Consider the following 17075-nt stretch of genomic DNA (forward strand, 5'->3'; position numbering starts at 1 on the left):
GCGTAGGAGCACTAAAGAGCCTTTAATACCAATTGAATTAATTCTCTAATCAATTTGAAGGGTGAAATAGCATATTAGCTTCGTTAAAAATTTCTCATTTAGAACAACTAAATAGCAATATTTTCGCCTTGTTATCGACAAGATTTTCTCGCCTCAAAATAGATCACTTAATTAAGCGAATTGGTATTACGCGTATTTCTCAACGCGTTTATTTTTATTGATATAAAGGTAAAGGCCGATAAAAGCGGCAATGAGAATAGCTGGGAATAACAGGATATTTTCAAGCACCGCTTGACCTGCAACTAGTTCTGATTGCTGCGCAGTTAAGTTTGCTGCTTGGGCTTCGAGTCGTGCTGAATCAATCCAACTACCAATTACTGGATTCCACATGCTGACAGCAAACATCCCCGCGCCGCCCATTAAAGACATACCAAGTGCGCCTGTTTTTGGGGTGTATTCAGCAACGCAGCCCAGCATGGTTGGCCAAAAATAAGTGACACCCAAGGCAAATAATATTGCGGCCAAGTAGATTGCTGACCCTTGTGCTTGGCTCATCATGAAAATCCCCGCGGTTGCTAATACTGCAGAGCCGAGTAACACACCTGTTGGGTTAAAGCGATGGACTATTGGGCCGGCAAAGAAGCGACCTAATGCCATCAAGCCTGTGATCAGTGCAAGGATCATCATAGGAGAGGCGCCTGACGCTCCCAGTATGCGTTCAATCCACTGCTGCGTACCAAGTTCAGTTGTTGCTGTTAAGGTCATACAGCAAATTAAAAATAGGTAGAGCGGAGAAAACAGGTGCTTGAGATTGCTGGTGGTGGAATGAACAGTGCGGTCAAATTCAGGAAACTGTGACTTGATCATCATCGCACCGTAAATCAGCGTTGGAATTAATATCAAAGCAACTTGCCATTGCCAATTAAAGCCCGATGCAGTCATGGCATTCGATGCCAGAGCACCAATCACAATGCCGCCTGGAAACCAGACATGGAATCGGTTAAGCATAGTCGTGGTGTTTTTTGGATACATTTCGGCAATCAGTGGATTACAGCCAGCTTCTACTGAACCATTCGCAAAGCCGATTAAAAACGTCGAGATCAGCAGTAACCAAAAACCATCAGCGGTAATGGTTAAAACCAACCCAGCAAAGTGGCAAATAAAGGCGAGGGCAACTAACTTTTTGGCGCCAATGGCGTTGTAGATTGCGCCACCTAACATGGTTGCGACGGGAAAGCCCAGAAATGCCATGGCGTTAACCCAACCAAGTTCTGTATCTGAGAGTCCAAACTGCTCACCTAATTGCCCCAAAATGCCTGCGCGAATAGCGAACGTCATTGATGTGACGACCAGTGCAAGGCAACAGAGCTGAAACACGGTCCGATTATGATTATTATTATTCATGGTCGTAGTCCTGTTTATTTTATGCCGAGGATTTGATTATTGCGTTCGGTATCGGTGCTACTTCCTGCAAAATCATCGAAGGCTTTTTCGGTTGGTCTTATCAAGTGCTGTTTGATAAATTCAGCACCTTCTTTGGCCCCATCTTCAGGGTGCTTAATACAGCATTCCCATTCCAATACAGCCCAACCATCAAAACCGTACTGTGTTAACTTACTAAATATTTTCTTAAAGTCGACCTGTCCGTCACCTAATGAACGGAACCGTCCTGGCCGTTGTTGCCATCCTTGGTATCCGCCGTAAACACCGCAGCGGCCATTGGGGATAAATTCGGCATCTTTTACATGGAACGCTTTGATACGTTCATGATAGATGTCGATAAACGCTAAGTAGTCCAATTGCTGTAAGACAAAGTGACTTGGATCGTAAAGAATATTGGCTCGCGGGTGATTATTCGTCGCCGCTAAAAAGCGTTCAAAAGTCACGCCATCGTGTAGATCTTCACCAGGATGAAGCTCATAGCACACATCGACTCCAACCTCGTCAAAGCGGTTTAAAATAGGCAACCAGCGTTTTGCGAGCTCCTCAAACCCTTGTTCCACTAAGCCATTTGGACGTTGTGGCCAGGGGTAAAAGGTATGCCAGAGCAAGGCGCCAGAAAAGCTTGCGTGACTGATTAGCCCAAGCTTAGCGCTGGCACTGGCTGCTAGCATTAGTTGCTCTGTGGCCCACTCCATTCGAGCCTGAGGCGAGCCATGCACTTTTGCTGGTGCAAAACCGTCAAACATTTGGTCATAAGCTGGATGCACCGCCACTAATTGACCCTGCAAATGGGTTGATAGCTCTGAAATAGTAAGGCCATGCTCTGCGGCAATACCAGTGATCTCGTCGCAATAATCTTGGCTTTCAGCGGCTTTTTGCAGATCGAACAGTCGCTGTTCCCAACTTGGTAGCTGAATACCTTTATAACCTAGGTTACTTGCCCACTGGCAAATACTATTAAAATTGTTAAATGGCGCCTCGTCCGAGACAAACTGCGCGAGAAAAATAGCGGGTCCTTTAATTTGCTTCATTCTTATTTTATCCAATGGTAAAGGGGTGCCACTTAGTGTCTTTTGCACTAGCTGCGACCGCGTTTTCAATAAATGCCATGCCACGGACTGCAGCGTTAATACTTGGCACGTCAAATTCTTCGTGCTGCACATCGGGTTGTTGCTGATGCGCACGAATAAGGCTGGCGAAGTTAAGGTAGATATTTGCAAATGCTTCCAGATATCCCTCAGGGTGACCGGCTGGCACACGAGTTGCGCTAATGGCTGCTTGGCTAAGTGAACCCACTCCTGTGCGGAGCAACTGAGCTGGAGCATTTGCCTCGCGTAACCACAAACTATTAGGCTCCATTTGCGACCATTCGATACTAGCTTTGTCACCATAGATTTTTAAGGTGAGATTATTTTCTTCGCCAAGTGCTATTTGGCTTGCCATCAACATGCCCTTAGCACCGTTACCAAAGCGCAGTAATACTGTGCCGTCATCGTCGAGCTGTCGGCCGGACACAACCGTGTTTAAATCCGCACAAAGCGCCTCTATCTCCAAGCCACTCACATATTCGGCGAGGTTCGCTGCGTGTACGCCGATATCGCCCATACAACAACTCACGCCAGACTTACTTGCATCTAGTCGCCAGCTGGCTTGCTTGCTGTTTTCGTCATCAGTGCTTGCAAGCCATCCTTGACTGTATTCAACGACGACTTTGCGTATTTTGCCAAGTTCGCCATTTGCGATGCGGTGGCGTGCTTCTTTCACCATCGGGTAGCCAGTATAGGTGTGTGTTAATCCGTACAAGCAATTGCTCTTTTGAAGCTGTGTTTGTAGACGAAGAGCTTCAGATAAATTGAGCGTTGCAGGCTTATCACTCAAGACATGAAAGCCGTGTTCGATAGCGGCTGTAGCAATCGGAAAATGCAAATGGTTTGGGGTCACGATGGCAACAAAGTGGATGCGCTCCGACTCTGGTAGTTCCGCCTCTTGTTGTAAGAGTGCTTGGTAGTTGGCATAGCAACGTGATGGGTTAAGCCCGAGTTGCTGGCCCATTGCTAGGCTTTTGTTTGGATCGGCGCTAAATGCGCCTGCAACAAGTTCAATTTGACCATCTAAACGCGCAGCTATGCGGTGCACTGCACCTATGAAAGCGCCTTCTCCACCACCGATCATGGCCATGCGGATTTTGTTATTATCCATCGTTTAGCTCCGTCGAGTTATCGAGGTAAGTTAATCTGATGTTATTGATAATAGGTAACAGTGGCGCCAAAGTGATAATAAAAATTCGGTTGACAATGCAACAAAATCGGCGTTTAAAATAAATTATTATAATTATAAAAAGGCGGTAATTAGGGCAATGGAAGAGCAAACAATATTGAATAAAGCTGGGGTAAATCAATTGATTGCAGCATTTGACCTGATCCCAGACATCCTCTTTTGGGTCAAAGACACAAAAAGTAGAATAGTGCATGCGAACCAACACTTTGTTGAACATCAGGGCTATAAAACCCTAGATCAAATCTTATTGAAAACCGATTTTGATTTTTCACCGCAACACTTGGCATTCCAATACGTTAACGATGATAAACGAGTGATGGAAGGCTTTATCGTGACGGATAGATTAGAACTCAACCAAACCACAAATGGGGAATTGGCGTGGTTTTCCACGTCAAAAAAAGTGTTACTTGATGACGAAAATGCGATTATGGGCACCTATGGTGTTACGCGACATCTAGCGAAAACGTCAAAGGCGTTGTCTCACGTAAGAGCCATTGAAGCGCCCGTTGAATTTATTCGGGCGCATTACCATCGTCATATTTGTATCGAAGAATTGGCGGAACTTGCTCACCTTTCAGTAAGCGCACTGGAGCGCAGATTTAAAAAACATTTAGCCAAAACTCCCAATCAATTTATCAACGAAGTAAGATTGGAAAATGCCCGTAAATTATTGGTCGAAACACGCTTACCAGTATCACAAGTCGCTTATCAGTGTGGCTTTTCAGAGCCAAGTTATTTTAGCAAGCAGTTTCGTCGTTTATTTGGTGAAATCCCGTCGCAATTACGTAAAGAGTTAACGTCGAGCGAGCGTTAACGCTGCGACTTCTGGTGGTAGTGCCGGTGTCACCAGCGTATCTGCGTACTCGGCAGCTAACCAGGGACGTATAGGCATAGCAATGCCCCCGACTAGCGCGACTTTCTGTGCCCCTAAGCTCTGCAAATGACGGACATAACGCTCTATAAATCGTGCCGCGGTACTTAAGATCTGCTCGGCATAGGGATCGTTTGGCGTGGCAAAAACATGTTGAGCAAACTGGGCAAAATACTGTGGAGTGGCGTTTAGCGTGAGTTTGACTAACTGCTCGGTACTGTGGCAATTCATGGCAGTCAAAAACGACTCAATCATCAGACTGCTAGGGGACAGTGTATCAAGCACCTCGATGGCATGCTTCACTAAACTCAAACCGATCCAACTGCCACTTGCACCATCACTGAGTAATAATCCGTGGCCACCGAACTCCCTAAATTGTCCATGCGTCACCAGACCCGCGCAAAATCCGGTGCCAAGAATTATTACACCGCCATCTTCGTGTTGATGCGCACCAAGGCAAGCTATGTGTGCATCGGTTGAAAATTGAAAACGTGCAAAAGGGGAACGCCATTGCAGCATCGCCTCACAAGCCGTCGTGACATTCGCGCCGGCAAGTCCTGCAAAAGCACTGATGTTAGCAATATCGTGATGGGGGATTTTTGCATTTGTCAGCGCTGTCATTGTTGCGCTCAACATTGACTCTTGGGCCTGATGTATTGATGTTGCTATGTTTGCAGGGCCGCTGGTGGCCTCTGCAAGGAGCTGCCCATGTTGATCCTCGAGGCGGACTTTACATTTCGTACCGCCACCATCAATCCCTAAAAATAGCTTCGATGCTGTCATTGTATTGCCTTTTCTGATCCGGTGAGTATTGCATTAACTAGCCTTGGGCAAACTTCATCGCCATGGTGCACGCCAGAGTGAGTATGTAGAGAGAGTGGACCAAATTCACTTAAAAGCCAAAGATCCGCTGCGTTTTTCGTGTTGACCCCTCCACCGATCACAACTTCGATTTCAGCATTGAGTTTTTTCAGTAAGGCAATGAACTGACTGGTACCAAACACTGCGCCTTTGCCACTTTGCCATGTATTGCCGGCGGTTAAGACCCGCTCAACGCCTAGCTCTAGCAGCGTCTCAGCTGCCTGCTGCCAATTTGCAGCGGCGTCAAAGGCGCGATGAAAGGTGACAGAAAGGCCTAAGGATTTTGCCGTGGCAATGAGTGCTCGACAATGGTCAGTCGCTATCTCTTGGTTATCGTCTATAAAACCAAGCGCAACACCGGTTGCGCCCGCGCAAGCAATGCCATCTATCCCTTTTTGTAACTGATAGAGCATGGTGTCATCAATAAAAAAATGCGGTGCTTGGCGTAACATCACAACACATTCGCCAAAGCTTGGTAAATACTGGGCGACTGCCGCTATCGCTGTGGGGTTTGGCGTCAAGCCACCGCAACTCAGTACACCACAGAGTTCTATCCTTGTTGCCCCAGATGCAAAAGCAATTTGTGCATTTCGCTGCAACAAATGAGGATTATCGCTGCTGAGGCATATTTCCAAGTTTTTACCTGAATAGTTTGCCGAATTCATATTTCACTCTTGAAGTTGAATAATTTTAAAGTTTAAAATGCTTGGTTTTGAATATTTAATTAGTTCAATAAAAACATTTGGTTACACATTTTTGGAACGTTTTTAAATTGCCTGATATAGAAACTAATAATGAGTTTTTATGTTAATCAGACTATAAACCAAGGAAATTGAAATTGGATCTTTTTTTGACCTAAACGCCGATTTTGTCTTAGTGCAAACCGAAATTTTATTATCACTTTTTGTAGAGCGCTCCTATTCTGAACGAGTGTTTCACAAACTATTAACCCCTATAGGGAAACAAAAAAGGGTCGTCACAAAGTCATGCGTCATGGAGCAGCAAGGGACGTCGTGGCTTTACAAATTATAAAAAACTTGGAGATAGGAATGGCCAATAATAATAACAGACGCCACGTGACAGGAAGGTCACGGCAATTTAGCAAGTCTGCACTGGTCCTCGCTATGTTATCAGCTACTAACTGGGCAATGGCTGAAGAAACCGAAAAAGAGGAAGCGCAGGAAATCGAAACGATTGAGGTGCGCGGGATCCGCGCATCTATGGCCGAAAACTTGGCGATTAAGCGTTTATCAAACGCGATTGTGGATGCCATTACAGCAGAAGATATTGGCAAGTTTCCCGATAAAAATGTGGCAGATTCACTACAACGCGTACCCGGTGTGGTGATTTCTCGTAGTGGCGGGGAAGGGGAAAACGTCAGTATTCGTGGTCTTTCCTCTGATCTTACTTTTACGCAGTTAAACGGCAATTTTATCGCTTCTTCTCCGGGCTCGCCGTCGCGCTCTTTTAGTTACTCTTTGTTGCCTTCTACCATGGTACAGTCGGTTGAAGTGTTTAAGTCTTCTGAGGCGCGTTTAGATGAAGGAGGGGTCGGCGGAACGGTTATTCTACACAGCCGTAAACCTTTGGATATGGAGGCAAATTCTGGGGCGTTGAATGTTGAATATACCTACGCTGATGTGACTGAAGAGTACGAGCCTAATTTTAGCGGCGTTTATTCTTGGAAGAACGAAGAAGAAACCTTTGGCTTGCTAGTTGGTTATACCAAACAAGACCGCACCAACCGCTCTTTAGGCGGTGATATGTCGGGCGGTGGCGGTTGGCGTTGGGCAACAAGTTCAGACTTGCCAGCAACGGACACGGCGGGCAATGTGATTGCCGATAGTACACGTCGATTTGCAGCGTTAGAAGATGCTTATGGTAACGTTTATGATGGTGTTTGGGCACCGCAAGTTGCAGGTGTTGGGGTAACCAAAGAAAAACGTGAACGTCAGGGGTTACAAGCCACCATTCAATGGCGTCCAATAGATGATTTATCTTTAACATTCAATCATTTTCATTTTGAGCTTGGGCAAAATCGCACCACGTCACAAATGTGGATCCCAGAATGGAAGTACAACCCAGATTATCTTACCGGTATTACCCTAGACGAAACCGGTACGATTGTGACTGGCATGGACTTTACCAGTGGCGCTGGTGGCACTGAAGGGAATCTTGAATTTCCTTGGATCATTGGTAGTTATACGGTAGAAAAAGATACCTCGGATACCTACGACTTTGCTTTTGAATATGCTGGTGACTTATATGATTTGCGCGGTAAATTTGGTCACACTGAAGCCAGCGGAGGCCCTTCAGAATCTTGGAGCGCGGCATATAAAAGCGGCCAACCTGCGAGTCGTAGTGATTCCGGACAGGTTGAAAACGCCGCTTCATTTGCTGGATGGCGATTAGGTGATAGAGTGTCGCTGTACGCCGATCCCGCTTTACTGTCTAACCTTAAGGCTGGTATTGCTGGCGATCCCGATCCGGGGTCGACAGGTTCAAGCTTTGTCGTCAGTAACTTAGAAGAAGACTATGCCCAGTTAGACCTTGATTATCGCGTCGGGTACGGCATCGTTGATACGCTGCGTGTCGGTGCTAAATATCGTAAAGCGACACTACACCGCGAAACCAACAACACCTTCTTCATTACTCAAGATGGGGCTGACAGAATTGCCAGTGGCGAGCTTGATCCATTCAGTCAAGGTGCCATTGATGAGGTGTCTTATCAGTGGATTGGTGGTATGCCAAAACTGGAAGATATTTTGAATGCAACGTCTGAAAAAAATATCCCAGGCGGTTTTGAAGTAAATACCATGCCCACGATCAATTGGGATAGATACCGCGAAATCGTGACCAGTGAATATGTTAAGCACACGCGCCGTGAGCCTGATTTTGTGTTCGACATAGAAGAAGAGATCATGGCCGCCTATCTACAGGCCGATTTTTCTTTTGGAGATTTTAGAGGAAACATCGGGGTACGCTATGTCGAGACTGAAACGCAGATTATGTCATCGGATAAAATTAACTACTTTTTAGATGACATTGATGATGTCACCGAAGAGGATATTTTAGGTGATGAGCGCCTTATTGATGTTGAAACCACCACTGTGCGTACCGTAACCGACTCACAATTTTTGCCTAGCTTCAATATTGTTTGGGATGCCAGCGACAATCTTGTTATACGAGGTGCTATAGCCAAAACGATGTCTCGAGCTCCGTTCAACGACATGGGGGCGCCCGAGCAGTTAACCTTTATCTCTCAAGAATGGGCAGACGACAGGCTCGAGTTCAGGGGCAACCCTGTGGAGCCAGGATGGAGTGGCTCAGGGGGTAACAAGGCCCTAAAGCCATTTGAATCGGTACAGATGGATTTATCTGCGGAGTATTATTATGGCGAAGGATCTGCGGTTGGCATTGCGGTATTCAACAAAGACGTAGATAACTTTATCGTGCCCTTGATCATTACCTCAGTAAGGCCATTTGAGGGCTTTAATAACCCTTTTACCGGTGTTGAAATTGTGCCGCCGGGTGATATTACTGTCACGCCGTTTACCACCACCGCCAATGGTACAAACGCAACCTCTCGGGGAATAGAGCTGTTTGCACAACATGCATTCGATAATGGCTTTGGTCTCAACGTTAACTACACCCTAAACGATACCAATCAGGCAGACATTAGCGTAGATGGTGAAAAGGTCGGTGAGTCTGCACTTGTCGGCAGTGCCGATAATCAATTTAACTTCTCCGCCTATTACGAAAATGACACTTTCAGCGTCAGGGCATCATATAACCGCCGAGGAGAAACCGCTCTGGGGCTTGCAGACGGGCTAACTGTATATCAGGAACCATACCAACAAGTTGATGTGAACGCTTCTTATAACTTGATGGAAAACTTGATCCTAACCGCGTCTGTGATCAACTTAACCAAAGAAGAACCGAGAACCTTTTATGGTGAAGATTCTAAAGCGAGGTTGCGCAGCAGCAGTTACACCGGCCAGCGCTACTATGCTGGGATCACCTATCGATTTTAACTTTGGCGATAACCATAAAGTGATGCAAACAGGGTGAAGTCGTGTCAGCACAACGAGAAATAATATCACGGCTTATCACCTGCTTGTGGTGCGTTTATATCAACCTAGTCTCAAAAGTAGGTTGATATGTAAGAAGGGGTAAATATGAACACGTTAAATAAAATAAGAAATGCAATCCCGCTCATTGCCGTTAGCAGTTTATTGGCTGCATGTGGCGGCGGGAGCGATGATCCAAAAGTTGAAGAAGTGCCAGTTACCCCCGCTGTGACGACGGCAGAAGTATCAGGTTCAGTGATAAAAGGCGCGTTGAGTCAAGCCCGCATTTCGGTGACGGCGCTCAATGGCTCTAGCATGATGATGGATGAGAATTCGGCAACCAGTCAAACGGGGGAGTTGTTTATTGAGCTGACGGGTAAAGCCGGGTTTGGTATTAATTCTACTATTAAAGTGACCGCCACAACGAGCGAAGGCTCGCAGATGCGCTGCGACGCGAGTCGCTGTGGCTCAGTAGGAATTGGGGAGCAGGTAAGTGGCGATTACATTGCTGGTGTGACTTTGGCTACTCTAAGTCATGTTGCCGTGCCGTTTGGTTCAAATGCCGATGGTAGTGCTGATGCTACCTTACAAATCAACGCCTTGACGACACTAGCAACCATGCTGGTGGAGCAGCAGATTGCCGAGGGGCGTAATGTCTCCACTCCTGAATTAATGGCACTGGCAAAAGCCCAGATGTCTGAGTTATTGCTTCGGGCTCTTGGCTGGCAAACAGGGAACACTAATGTTTTTGAGTTACCTGTGGTTAGCGCTGATCAATTAACGAATTTTGAATTAGGGGAAACTTGCACAACCTCTGACTCTGGTGAGCAAAGTTGCGAGATGACATATGTTTCCGAGAGTGTGCAAAAGCTTTCCCTATTCAATGCTGCATTTGCACAGTTTGACGAGCAAGGCTCCTTACAAGGTGTCTTAAGCGACTCTGCTAGCAATCTTAGCGCCGCACTTGGCGGTGATGAAGCTGCACTTGAAGCATTTCGGTTACCAATCTACAGCGCGCTGCAAGCTCACCCATTAACTTCAAGGCTTGGTCTCAGTGCCGATAGTATTATGGACTTAGCACTACCACTATTTGATGAGCCGGTATCCACCGGACCCATGCAGCAAGTCGTGACATCAGGTGCCACTATTACAGCAAGAAATGCGATTAGTGACGCCGAGAGTGCAGACAAAGCATTTGATGGCGAACCGCAAACTAAATGGCTTGACCACAATGATTGGCAGGGGCCACCGACAGAGGAAGCACCATCTTGGATCCAAGTGGATTTTCCCACTCAACAAGCAATTAGCGGTGTTTACATTACCAGCGCTAATGATGCCCCAGAGCGAGATCCAGAAAACTTCTCGTTATTAGCTTCTAACGATGAGGGCGCGAGTTGGATTAATTTGGGCAATGTGGTTGGTGCGTCGTTTGAAGCGCGCTTTGAACGTCAAAGCTTTGTATTTGGTAATGCGCAAAAATATACAAGCTACCGAATTGCAGTGACAAAAAACAAAAATAACGATGGTTTACTGCAAATTGGAGAAATTCAATTTGTTGGGCCGGTTTATCCGAGCGTTGACCATACAGATACTGAGACGTTTGCGGTCATGGCAAGCAACAGTATTGGTGAGGCAGAAAACCAAGATAAGGCATTTGATAACGACCCAACCACTAAGTGGCTGGATCATAATGATTGGCAAGGCCCACCTACCGTCGAAGCGCCTTCATGGGTCCAAGTAGATTTTAATGAGGCGGTGGCGGTTAATCAGCTTGCGATAACGAGCGCCAATGATGCTCCAGAGCGAGATCCTGAGAACTTTGCTTTATTTGGCTCTAACGATAACGGAGTTACATGGCAGCGGTTGAGTAATTGGGTTGGTGAATCTTTTGAAGCAAGAGGAGAGCGCCAAAGCTTTGCGGTAGCGAATCAATTGCCATATCAAAGCTATCGCCTTGAGATAACCAAGAACAAAAATAATGATGGTTTGATGCAGCTTGCTGAGATTGAATTAATCGGCCCAGAAATCTCTGGATTAGATCATGCACAAGTTCAAGGTGCGAGTTACACGGCGCGTTTTAGTATTAGTGATTCAGAGAGCGCAGCGCAAGCATTTGATAAAAATGTTGAAACTAAGTGGCTCGATCACAACGATTGGCAGGGGCCTCCTACTGTTGAAAATCCAGCTTGGGTTCAAGTTAGCTTGCCACAGGCACAGGCGGTAAATACTTTGTACATTACCAGTGCCAATGATGCGCCGGAGCGTGACCCTGAAAACTTCCAACTTTTGGCATCTCACGATGGGGAAGTATGGCAAGTATTAAATACTTGGGTAGGGGAGTCGTTTGAATCGCGTTTTGAACGTCGAGCCTTTGCGTTTGCTAATGGCTTGGCTTACACACATTATCGCTTGTCTATCAGTAAAAATGCGAATAATGATGGGTTAGTGCAAATAGCCGAAATTGAACTCGCTGGACCTCAGTATGCACTTGAAGACTTGTCTGACTTGGCTGGAACAAGTTTTACCGCGCGTAATCGTATTGGAGATGCGGAAAGTGAACAAAAAGCGTTTGATAATGATACCGAGACAAAATGGCTAGATCATAATGAATGGCAAGGCCCGCCAACAGAGGAATCACCATCTTGGATCCAAGCTGATTTTACTGCGTCACAGATTGTGAGTGGTTTGGCTATCACCAGTGCCAATGATGCGCCAGAGCGCGATCCCGAAAACTTCCAGTTACTGGGATCTAATGATGGCGGTGAGACGTGGACAGAAGTCGCAGTTTGGGTAGGTGAGAGTTGGGATGAACGCTTACAACGAAGAGTATTTACTTTCTCCAATGCTTTTGCCTATAGCAGTTATCGTCTAAACATTAGCAAAAATGCGAATAACGATGGCCTAGTACAGATCTCAGAAATTGAGCTCCTTGGTCTTAGCGGCGAATAGCTTGAATTAAATAAATCTCAACCAAAAAAGCCAGAATGCAATTTGCGCTCTGGCTTTTTATTTTTCTCAATGAGAGTGACTTAGTATGATCTATTATAACACATCTACGGCTTGCAAAGACTCGCTCTGGTAGCAGCCCAGTAAGCGTACAAACTGGGTATGATCTTTTAACTCTTCAAGTGCCACTTGGACTTGTGAGTCTGCAATATTGGCAAGCAAATCTACATAAAAGACTTCTTCCCAAGGGTTACCAGGTACTGGGCGTGACTCTAACTTAACCATATTGATATTGTGCTGTTTAAATACCATCAGCGCGTCAGCAAGTGAACCTACTTGCTGTTTGGTAGCCATAATTAAACTGGTTTTAGTTGGGATTTGAGTGGACACTTGAAGTGCTTTTCTTGCTACTACAATAAAACGGCTATGGTTTTCGGTCTGATTCGCAAGGTCAGATTTCACCACTTCTAGGCCCATATTCTTACCGGCCTGTGCAGATCCAATCGCGGCACTATTTGGGTGCTCTGCTGCTTGCTTTAATGCACTAGAGGTCGAGTCGCAAGTTTCATGCTGAATATCCCCCAGACCTTGAATAAAACGGCTGCACTGGGCAAAAGGTTGAGGGTGCGCATAAATTTTGTCGATCGCTTGTAATTCTGTATCTGGTAAAGCTAGGAGGCAATGCTCAACGGTATGCGTTACTTCGCCCACAATGGATACTTGCGCATGTTGCAATAAATCGAACACTTCGTTGATACTGCCTGAACTGGTATTTTCAATAGGTAAGATACCAAAGTCCGCTTGGCCTTTCTCTACCTGCTCGGTGATTTGCTCAAAGCTTTGGCAACCCATTTCCACAAGCTTTCCGGGACGACGGCTAAAATATTTATGGCATGCTAGTTGGCTGTAAGACCCTTGCCCGCCAAGGTAAGCAACGCGATGAGTATCACCTACGGTATCGGGGTTTAAGTTCTTTTGCAGCATGGCTTGCTGGTTTAATACAGAGTCTTCTAAGATAGTTTGGAAAACGCTGTTTATATAAAAGGCATCAAGACCCAGAGATTTACCGTATCGGATCAGTTTCTCCAGCAGTGCCTGTTCACGTGCTTCATCACGGATAGGTTTGTTGTTGGCAATCTTATATTCCAGCACGCCATGACTAATGCGACGTCGCTTTGCCAGTAAAATCAGTAATTCTGAATCTATCTCATTGATGTCATGCCTAAGGGCATCAAGTGTGTTTTGTGTCATAGGTCCTCACTCCCATTTAGCCAAAAAAAAGCCTCCCGAAGTTGGGAGGCTTAGCTATTCTTTTTCACTCGCGAACAGTCAAGCCTCTTCACCTAAAGAAGCTAAAAAAGAAATATGTGTTGCTGTTGCGTGTGATGAAATTCATTTATTCAAACCTTACTTTGAAAGTGAATACATTATTAGCATAGAACTAAACGGAAAAACAAGTACTACTTTGGACTAATGGGTAAAAACCTAAGTTATCTGGCAGATAGGCGTGCAATCTTGGTGAGATAAGTACGTTAATCAAACGTAACTTATTGGCGAGTCGAAAAATATTCTGGTATATTCAGGCAACACCACCACTGTAAATAAAAGAATAGGTTAACTTGTGGGCAATCGTCGTCCCCCATCAAGATATGGTGCAAGCTCTTTAAGTGTGAAGCTGTCGATGTTGATTTCGGCCGTGTGTTTGATCGCGGGCGTTTTTGCTGCGGCATTGATGCTAAAATCTGAAGAAAAGCAGTTAATCTATGAAGAGTATGATGAGCTCAAGCGTTTTAGTGCACAGGTGAGCAATCAGTTCTCAAACTACCTCGAGCTTAAAGCCAACTTGGCCGAACAAGCCAATTCAGTTGTCTCCAAACATTTACTTTATGGCTTACAAGATTTGTCTGGTGCACATGCGAGTGTCGAGAAACGTGGCGAAAACTTAGCGAGTACAGCCAAAAATGGCCTCTCCGCAGCTATGTATACTGGTGATTTAAAATTGCAGTCAGTGCAAAAGTTATTTTCTGAATCTGAATTGCTTTGGAATATTCTAGCGCCACCACTGTTACAAGATTTCTTTAATTTTTACCTATCTACAAAAGACGGGTTTGTCCGTGTTGCGCCTCCTAATGCACTATTAGCGAAAGACCCGAGGCTGGTAAATAATCAGCTTCATAACTTGCCTGTTTTACATTCTGAACAAAACCCAACGAGAGAAGCGGTATGGTCGGGCGTATATTTTGATAGGGTTTGGAACAAGTGGGTGGTCAGTATTTTGGTGCCTTTATACTTACATGACAGATACCTTGGGTTAACGGGTAGCGACATAGAGTTGACTACCTTACTCGAAAAATTACCTAAATCCGATCAGCAGCAAGGCTTTATCGTCTTTGATAAACAGGGGCGACTATTGGCGGCTCCAGGCCTGTTTAAAACCACCGCTGCGACTGGGCAGTTGTTAGATCACAGCAAACTACCCGAAGACTTAAGTAAAATAGTGCAAGCTGCACTTATTACTAAGCTGCCAAATATCCAAGATGAATTTAGGTACAAAGACAACTGGCATATTATGCACGTGACCCATATTGCTAATTTAGATTGGTACATTGGGATCTATAAGAAGCGGGCGTCAGCTATTTCGGCCATTGAAGAGCTCAAAGTAAAGTTCTTTGGTTTGTTTATTCTGTATGCCATTTTTGTCGCGATATTACTGCATCAGGTTTTATATCAATTAGTACTCAAACGCATCAATGCGCTCGTTAAAGCAGTGAAAGGATTTGGCCGAGGGCAGTGGGATACACCAACGTTGCCGCATACCGATGATGAAATAGGTCAATTGAACGCTTCATTTAATGACATGAGTGTTGAAATTAAACAGCTTGTAAATGGCCTAAATCAACGTATTACAGAAAAAGAAATCGCAGAAAAGGCGGCAAATCGTTTGTCAAAAGCTGTGGCTTTCTCTGGTACAGGCGTTGTATTGACCAATGAACATTTTCAAATCGAGTACGTCAACCCAAAAATGCAGGAAATGACGGGCTATGATGAGCAGCATTTTATTGGCTCTCCGCTTTTGAGTATTATTTCAAAAGACATGGCAATTTTAATTGATGATATCGATATTGACTTGCGCAGCCGCAATTATTGGCGTGGGGATACCATGTTAGCGGGTAATAAAGAAGCGCCTATTTGGGTCAGTTTGAGTGTGTCACCTATCCGTGAAGAAGGTGGTGCAATTTCAAGTTATGTCGCCTCAGCTCAAGATATTTCGTTTGTAAAAGAAAGCCAGCGTAAAATGGAAGAATTGGCTTATTTTGATACCTTAACAGGCCTTGCCAATAGAACGTTTTTCAGGATGCAGTTACGTAAATCCATGGCGCTTGCCGAACGTGGTCATTACGCCTTTGCTTTATTTTACTTTGACTTAGATGAGTTTAAACGTATTAATGATACCTTAGGACATGACGCGGGTGACCGATTATTGCTAGAAGTCGCGACGAGATTGAAAAAGCGCCTCCGTGCAGAAGATACCATTGCCAGATTGGGTGGGGATGAATTTGCGGTGTTACTGAGTGGCATCAATGAGCGAGAAAATGCCATGGAAGTTGCCAATATCATTCAAAAGACTCTCGCGGAACCAATAAAGCTGGGGAATAACGAAGTGATCGTCAGTGCGAGTATTGGTATCACCATGGCTCCATTTGACAGTAAAGAAGAAGAGCAACTGCTTAAACATGCTGATTTGGCAATGTATCAGGCCAAAGCAAAAGGGCGGAACACTTACCATTTCTATAGCCAAGATTTAGACGAAGCCGCTAACGAGCGCTTACATATAGAAAACGAGCTGCGCATAGCCATTAAAGCGCAACAATTTACCTTGCACTATCAGCCACAAGTGAATAGTGAAAGTGGAGAGGTTGTGGGCTATGAAGCACTTATTCGCTGGTTCCACCCAAGTGAAGGAACCATTCCACCAAGCAAGTTTATTCCAATTGCTGAAGCGACAGGTCTAATCGTGGAGCTTGGTGCATGGGTGTTAGAAGAAGCATGTCATTTTTCTCGCCGTTTAAAAGCCTCGGGCAAGACTGCCAATATATCCATCAACCTTTCTGCGAGACAGTTTAAAGACGCACAATTGATCAGCACGCTGTCAGATATTATTGACAGAACTGATATGGAGCCGACTTTACTACACCTTGAACTTACCGAGAGTATGCTGATGGGAGACGTGGAAGCGGCAATCATACAACTTAGAGATATCAAAGCGCTTGGCGTTTCACTGTCTATAGATGACTTTGGTACAGGCTATTCCTCTTTGAGTTATATTAAACGTTTCCCTGTTGATATACTTAAAATCGACCGCTCCTTCGTAAAGGATATCCCCGAAGATCCGAATGATATGGAAATCACTGCGGCTATCATCGCAATGGCGCAAAAATTAAATTTGCAGGTTATTGCTGAAGGGGTCGAAACAGAGGCTCAGATGACGTTCTTGGCGAAAAATAACTGCTATATTGTACAAGGTTATTACTACAGCCCGCCGCTAAGCGAAGCCGAAATTTTGAGGTTTGCCCCAGCGGTATAGCGGCTCAGCCCCAAAAGTTTGG

General features: G+C 45.2%; 10 protein-coding genes. 4 read left to right on the forward strand and 6 right to left on the reverse strand.

What is annotated here, in order from left to right:
* Positions 1-186 precede the first annotated feature (186 nt).
* From CWC03_RS04480 to CWC03_RS04490, 3 genes are read right to left on the reverse strand one after another with little or no spacing between them, the layout of a single operon-like run.
* Positions 187-1404: an MFS transporter gene (locus tag CWC03_RS04480; protein WP_138580742.1), complete on the reverse strand. Its 1218-nt coding sequence runs from the start codon at positions 1402-1404 to the stop codon at positions 187-189.
* Positions 1405-1418: 14 nt separating this feature from the next.
* Positions 1419-2474 (reverse strand): sugar phosphate isomerase/epimerase family protein, encoded by a 1056-nt coding sequence (locus CWC03_RS04485; protein WP_138580743.1) that lies wholly within the window; start codon positions 2472-2474, stop codon positions 1419-1421.
* Between the two features lie 7 nt (positions 2475-2481).
* A complete protein-coding gene (locus tag CWC03_RS04490) occupies positions 2482-3642 on the reverse strand; it encodes a Gfo/Idh/MocA family protein (protein ID WP_138580744.1) in 1161 nt (386 codons plus the stop codon).
* A gap of 157 nt (positions 3643-3799) precedes the next feature.
* Here CWC03_RS04490 and CWC03_RS04495 point away from each other — a divergent pair, with 157 nt between their 5' ends.
* Positions 3800-4534 (forward strand): AraC family transcriptional regulator, encoded by a 735-nt coding sequence (locus CWC03_RS04495; protein ID WP_138580745.1) that lies wholly within the window; start codon positions 3800-3802, stop codon positions 4532-4534.
* Here CWC03_RS04495 and CWC03_RS04500 read toward each other — a convergent pair.
* Positions 4514-5374, reverse strand: coding sequence for a glucosamine kinase nucleotide-binding domain-containing protein (locus CWC03_RS04500; RefSeq protein ID WP_138580746.1), 861 nt, complete (start codon positions 5372-5374; stop codon positions 4514-4516). The genes CWC03_RS04495 and CWC03_RS04500 overlap by 21 nt on opposite strands.
* Positions 5371-6117, reverse strand: a complete 747-nt coding sequence (locus CWC03_RS04505; protein WP_138580747.1) for a copper homeostasis protein CutC — start codon at positions 6115-6117, stop codon at positions 5371-5373. Before CWC03_RS04505 ends, CWC03_RS04500 begins: the two co-directional genes overlap by 4 nt.
* 384 nt (positions 6118-6501) lie before the next feature.
* Here CWC03_RS04505 and CWC03_RS04510 point away from each other — a divergent pair, with 384 nt between their 5' ends.
* Both CWC03_RS04510 and CWC03_RS04515 read left to right on the forward strand, forming a co-directional pair.
* Positions 6502-9486 (forward strand): TonB-dependent receptor, encoded by a 2985-nt coding sequence (locus CWC03_RS04510; RefSeq protein ID WP_138580748.1) that lies wholly within the window; start codon positions 6502-6504, stop codon positions 9484-9486.
* A 144-nt stretch (positions 9487-9630) separates the two neighbouring features.
* Positions 9631-12471 carry a discoidin domain-containing protein gene (locus tag CWC03_RS04515; RefSeq protein WP_138580749.1) on the forward strand — a complete coding sequence of 947 codons (2841 nt, stop codon included), beginning with the start codon at positions 9631-9633 and terminating at the stop codon, positions 12469-12471.
* 93 nt (positions 12472-12564) lie between these two features.
* On the opposite strand, the gene pheA is transcribed toward CWC03_RS04515, so the two are convergent.
* On the reverse strand, positions 12565-13719 hold the full coding sequence (gene pheA, locus CWC03_RS04520) for a prephenate dehydratase (protein WP_138580750.1): 1155 nt from the start codon (positions 13717-13719) through the stop codon (positions 12565-12567).
* Between the two features lie 370 nt (positions 13720-14089).
* Between pheA and CWC03_RS04525 the strand changes: the two genes are divergently transcribed.
* Positions 14090-17053 carry a bifunctional diguanylate cyclase/phosphodiesterase gene (locus CWC03_RS04525; RefSeq protein WP_138580751.1) on the forward strand — a complete coding sequence of 988 codons (2964 nt, stop codon included), beginning with the start codon at positions 14090-14092 and terminating at the stop codon, positions 17051-17053.
* Positions 17054-17075 lie beyond the last annotated feature (22 nt).

It is taken from the genome of Pseudoalteromonas sp. S2755 (assembly GCF_005886535.1).
Classification (GTDB): Bacteria; Pseudomonadota; Gammaproteobacteria; order Enterobacterales; family Alteromonadaceae; genus Pseudoalteromonas.